Annotated in this window: 4 protein-coding genes; 2 read left to right on the top strand and 2 right to left on the bottom strand. The window is 44.4% G+C overall.

Translation table 11 applies throughout. The annotated features are described in order from the left end of the window. A partial coding sequence (locus ACH2DQ_RS28950; protein ID WP_395028805.1) for a hypothetical protein occupies positions 1-767 on the top strand: 767 nt, incomplete at its 5' end. Next, positions 764-1,561 carry an acyltransferase domain-containing protein gene (locus ACH2DQ_RS28945; protein ID WP_394914359.1) on the top strand — a complete coding sequence of 266 codons (798 nt, stop codon included), beginning with the start codon at positions 764-766 and terminating at the stop codon, positions 1,559-1,561. The genes ACH2DQ_RS28950 and ACH2DQ_RS28945, both read left to right, overlap by 4 nt. Here the strand turns inward: ACH2DQ_RS28945 and ACH2DQ_RS28940 are convergent. Together ACH2DQ_RS28940 and ACH2DQ_RS28935 are read right to left on the bottom strand one after the other, a co-directional pair. Continuing rightward, complete coding sequence (locus tag ACH2DQ_RS28940) at positions 1,556-3,358, bottom strand: ABC transporter ATP-binding protein (RefSeq protein ID WP_394914360.1); 1,803 nt, start codon at positions 3,356-3,358, stop codon at positions 1,556-1,558. The genes ACH2DQ_RS28945 and ACH2DQ_RS28940 overlap by 6 nt on opposite strands. Then, the coding region (locus ACH2DQ_RS28935) for an ABC transporter ATP-binding protein (RefSeq protein WP_395028803.1) at positions 3,345-4,874 on the bottom strand (1,530 nt) is incomplete at its 5' end. The genes ACH2DQ_RS28940 and ACH2DQ_RS28935, both read right to left, overlap by 14 nt.

The following is a 4,874-nucleotide window of genomic DNA, read 5'->3' as shown; positions in this document are numbered from 1 at the left end:
GTTCCTGGTCTCATTTTGAGTTTCAGAGTACCTATCATGGAACGGTAGATATGAAACGGTTTCGGGAATATGAAGCGGTCACCGGAAGGACATTTGATGTTCCGGTCATTACATATGTGGTTTTTACTGGAAATATAAAGAATCCGATGACAAGTATAAGCGAGGGGATTAATACTTATCGTATCATTCCAATTGTCTTAAAGAATCAAAATGCTGATACTGTAATTCAGGATATACAGGAGAAAATGAGTGGTGATAAAAACCTCAGCCGTGCAGACTTGCTTCCTGTTTTATTTTTGCCATTTATGGACGGAACTGTGTCTCAGAAGGAACGGATTAAATTCGGGATTAAGATACTGAAAGATGAAATGAAAAATTGCGTGAATTTAGATGATGTACAGAGGATGCAGGCTGTACTATATGCATTTGCAAGTAAATTTCTCGGTAGTATGGATTTAGAAGAGATAAAGGGGGATATTCGTATGACTGTATTGGGTGAGATGTTAGTAAATGATGGAATTGAAGAAGGAAAAATACAGGGAAAAACAGAAGATATACTAAGTTTTTTAAGGGAAATTGGAGAAATTCCAACAGACCTGCAACATAAAATCAAAGAAGAAAAAGATCTGAACCTGTTATCGCGGTGGCTAAAAGCAGCCGCAAAAGCAAATAGTATACAGGACTTTACCGATTATGCAGCGATCAGGCAGAGTAATGAGAATGAAAGGGATTTTATACAATCATTTCTTAAGGAGGCTAATAGATGAGTTTAAAAGATTTATGTAAAAATATAGGATTACCGGAAGCTGTAACCCAAACCGTAATCTCTCTGGAACAGAGTATCGCTCCGGATCAGTTAGAGGAACTGGACCTGCTCTTTGTTTCCGAAAAATGGGAGGAAGGGCTGCTGAGACTGCGTGCCAGGCTGGGTGAAGATAAGCACGGGTTTAAAATCCTCACGGTTGTACTTTATGCTGCTTTGCGGACAAAGATGGATTATGAGAAAATGGGAATTGAAGATGCTGTGTTTTGGGATACGATGAAATGCATTACCAGATTTGTTAATGAATACAGGGAAAGCTTTGGAGTCTATGGATTTGACCGCGCTTTTTGGGTACCCAGACAGTTATCCTGCCTGCTGTTCCGGCTGGGATCTCTTGAATTTGAACTACTGGTGCTTGATGGGACAGAGGTATTGGATATCCACATACCTTCAGATGCAGACATCTCCAGAGAAAGATGTGAGGAATCCTATGAAATGGCAAAGCAATTTTTTTCAAGTTACTTCCCGGAATTCCGGTATAAAAAAATCTGCTGCCGCTCCTGGCTTCTTGCTCCCGGTCTGAAAGATGTCCTGCCGGAGAATTCCAGGATTATTCAGTTTCAGAATCAGTTTCAAATTACAAAGGTACATCCCGAAAACCAGGAATTTTTGGTCTGGATTTATAAAAGCAAAAATATTCCCTATGAAAATCTGCCGGAACATACAACTCTGCAAAAAAATGTAAAGCGGTATCTCCTGGAAGGAAAATATATCGGAAGCGCAGAAGGGCATTTATAATCCCATCTGCGTCTGGTACATTTCATAATAAAGGCCTTTTCTGGCAATCAGTTCTGCATGGTTTCCCATCTCAGCAATTTCTCCATCTTTTAATAAAAGTATGACATCGGAATCCCGGATTGTGGACAGGCGGTGGGCGATTATAAAAGAAGTGCGGTTTTGCGTCAGCTGCAGCACTGCTTCTCTGATTTTCTGCTCTGTTCGGGTGTCTACAGAGCTGGTTGCTTCGTCCAGAACCAGAATGGGAGCATCTGCCAGGATTGCTCTGGCAATGGTAATGAGCTGGCGTTCTCCCTGGCTGAAACTTCCGCCATCTTCTCCCACGAGGGTGTCATAACCCTTTGGCAGACGGGTGATAAAGCTGTGGGCACCGGCAGCTATGGAGGCGGCAACCACTTCTTCATCCATGGCGTTTTCACGCCCATAGCGGATATTTTCCCGGATGCTTAAGTAAAACAGAGCGGTATCCTGTAATACAATGCCGAAACTGTTTCTGAGACTAGATTTTTTGTATTCCCTCAGATCTATTCCATCTAAAAGGATGCGGCCGCCTGTTACATCATAAAACCGTGCCAGTAGGCTGATGATGGTAGTCTTTCCAGCGCCGGTGGGACCCACAATGGCAATGCGGGTCCCGGAAGGGACGGTAAAACTTAAATCTTTTAAGATAGGATTTTCCGGGTGATATCCAAACCAGACATGGTCAAATACCACTTTACCCTTTGGGTTCTCTGCGGACAGGGCATCCGGTTTATCTGCCGGTTCAGGCACTTCATCAAAGATATCAAATATACGTTCAGCACCGGCTACAGCAGTCTGGAATACATTGAAGATGTTGGATACTTCAATGAGTGGTCTGGTAAACTGCCTGGAATACAGCAGAAAACTGGATATGACACCTACGGTTATGAGTCCCTGTGATGCCATGATACCACTGACAACGGTGATACAGATAAATCCCAGGTTATTAATAACGTTCATAATAGGCATCAGATAACCGGACCAGATCAGTGCCTTTGTTCCAATCCGGCAAAGGGATTCATTGTAAGTTTCAAATTCTTCCGTGACCTGGGCTTCCCTGCCGAAAGCTTTTACCAGAGAAAGGCCGGATATGCTTTCCTCAATATGGCCGTTTAGTGAACCAAGTACATTTTGCTGTGCCCGGTATAACTTCCGGGTGTGTTTGGTAATGGTTTTGGTAAGTAAAAATACAAATGGAACGGTAATCAGTGCAGTTAAGGTAAGCCAGATATTTAACCAAAACATAATGCACAGTATGCCTGTTAAAGTAAATGCAAGCATCATAAGCTGGGTCAGGGAATCGGAAATGGTGGTGCTGATATTATCAATGTCGTTTGTCAGCCTGCTCATTAAATCTCCGTGCTGGCTTTTATCAAAATAAGAAAGTGGCAGGTCTTTCATTTTGAAAAACAGGGATTTACGAATAAAGCAGATCATGTTTTGGGATACGGAAGCCATCAGAAAGGACTGTAAAAAACGGATTGCCCAATCAGCGAGATACACCAGTAATAATCCTGTTAACAAAAAGGGTACCGGATTCAAAGCGTCAATATGATCAATAATGCGTCCAATCAAAAACGGAGTCAGCATTGCGGAAAGAGAGGCAAAGCCGGACAGTAAGAATACGGCTGACAAACCCTGGCGGTGTCCCCTTGTGAGCTTCCAAAGCCGCAGCAATGTGCCTCTTAGGTTCCTGGGTTTTACTACGGGCAGCCCTCTCTGGTGCCTCATAGATGTTTTGGCAGGCGGAATTCCATTTGGTTTAAGCTCTGGCAATTTCTTCATCTCCTATCTGTGAACGGTATATTTCCTGGTAAACGCTGCATTCTCTTAACAGTTCCTCGTGTTTTCCCTGCCCGCAAAGCACACCATTTTCCAGGCATAGAATCAGATCAGAACCCATGACAGAAGAGATTCGCTGGCTGATCAGAAAAACGGTAGTTCCCTGTGAATGGGAGCGGATATTACTCATTACACTGGCTTCCGTTGAAGCGTCTAAAGCGCTTGTGCAATCGTCCAGAATCAGGATTTCAGGCTGCCGGACCAGAGCTCTTGCAATGGACAGCCTTTGTTTCTGACCTCCAGAGAGATTGACTCCGCCCTGGCCAAGCATGGTATCATACCCATCAGGAAGGGTTTCGATAAAACTGTGGGCACAGGCAGCCCTGGCTGCCTCACAGATCGTATCGTACCCAGCGTCCAGATCTCCCCAGCGAAGATTATCAATGATGCTGCCGGAAAATAAAAATGATTTCTGGGGTACTATGCCAATGTGTCTGCGCAGGCGTCCGGTATCCAGTGTGCGGTTGTCTGCACCGCCTACCAAAACTGTGCCTTCATTTACATCATAAAACCTTGGTATCAGATGAATCAGTGTTGACTTTCCGGAACCGGTGGAACCAATAATTCCGATGGTGTTACCGGCCATGGCATGAAAACTGATATTCTGCAGTGCCAGGCGCTTTGAGCCGGGATAGGAAAAGGATACGTTCTGAAAGAGCACATCTCTGGATAAAGAACCTATCGCCGGTGATTCCGGTTCGGTCATTGACGGAACTTCATCTAATACCTGCTGGACACGATTAGCGGAGGCGGTTGCTCTTACCATGCTGTTTAAAATATTGGAGACCATGCTTAGGGAAAAAAGTACCTGTGTCATATAATTTACAGATGCCATCAGTTTCCCCACATCTGTCTGTTCTCCTTTGCCGCCAAGCCAAAGCAATATCACGATTCCGATGTTGACAGTAAGATTGATCAGAGGACCAAAGACAGAAGTTATGCGCATCGCTGATGTCCCGGAGGATGCCAGTTCATCGGCTGCCCGGGCAAATTTATCTGTTTCAAAACGTTCTTGGCCAAATGCTTTTACAACCCGGATGGAAGATAAAAACTCCCGGCTGACATTATTCAGACGATCCAGCTTTTTCTGCAGGCGGGCAAATCTTCGATATCCCAGCATCATATTTCCCAAAATCCAGAAGGAACAGAGTATGAGAATCAGAACAATCATTGGAATCTGCTTCGGAGTCCTGGTGACAATCAGAAATATGGCACCAATGCAGGTTATGGGGGCCTTTACCAGAATCCGCATGCTTCCGTTAATAAAGTTTTGTATCTGCGTTACATCATTGGTCAGGCGTGTGATCAGGGATGCAGGATGGAGCTTGTCAATATTCGCAAAAGAGAAGGTCTGGATTTTTTGAAACAGGATAGAACGAAGTTCTTTTCCGATCTGCTGGGAGGTGCGGCTTGCCAGGATATTGCGCATAACCGCACCCAGTGCACCCAG

Source organism: Robinsoniella sp. (assembly GCF_034124845.1).
The sequence above is the reverse complement of the archived record's forward strand: the minus strand, read 5'-3'. Positions and strand labels throughout refer to the sequence as shown.